Source organism: Klebsiella sp. 2019SCSN059 (assembly GCF_021739525.1).
Lineage (GTDB): Bacteria > Pseudomonadota > Gammaproteobacteria > Enterobacterales > Enterobacteriaceae > Klebsiella > Klebsiella quasipneumoniae.
In genome coordinates, this window is record NZ_JAKKOM010000098.1 from 1 (window position 1) to 1,712 (window position 1,712).

Sequence of the window (1,712 nt, forward strand, 5' to 3'; positions counted from 1 at the left end):
TTCAAGCAAGCCAACTTGTCGTCAAAATCGGTGTTGCAAAAACGGGAGTGACCATAGATTCCGTTTTCTGAGGCGACCCCCACATAGAGACCTTCCCGGTCATTCACTTTGTAGAGTTTGTCCCTGGGCTTGAGATTGCGCAGCTTGGTATCGGTCAGCATGTACCTTGTCCTTCTTCGTCTCCGATACCCACTCTATTGTAAACAAGACATTTTTATCTTTTATATTCAATGGCTTATTTTCCTGCTAATTGGTAATACCATGAAAAATACCATGCTCAGAAAAGGCTTAACAATATTTTGAAAAATTGCCTACTGAGCGCTGCCGCACAGCTCCATAGGCCGCTTTCCTGGCTTTGCTTCCAGATGTATGCTATTCTGCTCCTGCAGCTAATGGAGCACCGCAAACAGGTTACTCGCCTGGGGATTCCCTTTCGACCCGAGCATCCGTATGAGACTCATGCTCGATTATTATTATTATAGAAGCCCCCATGAATAAATCGCTCATCATTTTCGGCATCGTCAACATAACCTCGGACAGTTTCTCCGATGGAGGCCGGTATCTGGCGCCAGACGCAGCCATTGCGCAGGCGCGTAAGCTGATGGCCGAGGGGGCAGATGTGATCGACCTCGGTCCGGCATCCAGCAATCCCGACGCCGCGCCTGTTTCGTCCGACACAGAAATCGCGCGTATCGCGCCGGTGCTGGACGCGCTCAAGGCAGATGGCATTCCCGTCTCGCTCGACAGTTATCAACCCGCGACGCAAGCCTATGCCTTGTCGCGTGGTGTGGCCTATCTCAATGATATTCGCGGTTTTCCAGACGCTGCGTTCTATCCGCAATTGGCGAAATCATCTGCCAAACTCGTCGTTATGCATTCGGTGCAAGACGGGCAGGCAGATCGGCGCGAGGCACCCGCTGGCGACATCATGGATCACATTGCGGCGTTCTTTGACGCGCGCATCGCGGCGCTGACGGGTGCCGGTATCAAACGCAACCGCCTTGTCCTTGATCCCGGCATGGGGTTTTTTCTGGGGGCTGCTCCCGAAACCTCGCTCTCGGTGCTGGCGCGGTTCGATGAATTGCGGCTGCGCTTCGATTTGCCGGTGCTTCTGTCTGTTTCGCGCAAATCCTTTCTGCGCGCGCTCACAGGCCGTGGTCCGGGGGATGTCGGGGCCGCGACACTCGCTGCAGAGCTTGCCGCCGCCGCAGGTGGAGCTGACTTCATCCGCACACACGAGCCGCGCCCCTTGCGCGACGGGCTGGCGGTATTGGCGGCGCTGAAAGAAACCGCAAGAATTCGTTAACTGCACATTCGGGATATTTCTCTATATTCGCGGTTCAGCAGGCATGTCCCCTTTGAGGGCGACCCGACGACAGGATAATCGACCTTATGGTGCGCAAATATTTCGGCACAGACGGTATTCGTGGCAAAGCCAACGAAGGCGCGATGACGGCGGAAACCGCCTTGCGCGTCGGCATGGCGGCTGGCCGTGTCTTTCGTCGCGGTGACCACCGCCATCGTGTCGTGATCGGCAAGGATACGCGCCTGTCGGGCTATATGCTTGAACCCGCGCTCACAGCCGGTTTCACCTCGATGGGCATGGACGTATTCCTTTTTGGCCCGCTGCCGACAACGTATAGGAAGAATAAACGCCCTTTTCACCCAAGTCCAACAGCTTTGGACCGCAGTTGACTCTTTCGACACCCCTG

At 55.5% G+C, this 1,712-nt stretch carries 2 protein-coding genes and 1 pseudogene; 2 read left to right on the forward strand and 1 reads right to left on the reverse strand.

The features are described from left to right. A pseudogene (locus L2I46_RS29855) lies at positions 1-161 on the reverse strand (Arm DNA-binding domain-containing protein); the annotation flags it as partial. Between the two features lie 329 nt (positions 162-490). Here L2I46_RS29855 and sul2 point away from each other — a divergent pair. Both sul2 and L2I46_RS29010 read left to right on the forward strand, forming a co-directional pair. Then, positions 491-1,306 (forward strand): sulfonamide-resistant dihydropteroate synthase Sul2, encoded by an 816-nt coding sequence (sul2, locus tag L2I46_RS29005; protein ID WP_001043260.1) that lies wholly within the window; start codon positions 491-493, stop codon positions 1,304-1,306. A gap of 86 nt (positions 1,307-1,392) precedes the next feature. Then, a complete protein-coding gene (locus L2I46_RS29010; RefSeq protein WP_000251875.1) occupies positions 1,393-1,695 on the forward strand; it encodes a phosphoglucosamine mutase in 303 nt (100 codons plus the stop codon). Positions 1,696-1,712: the final 17 nt, after the last annotated feature.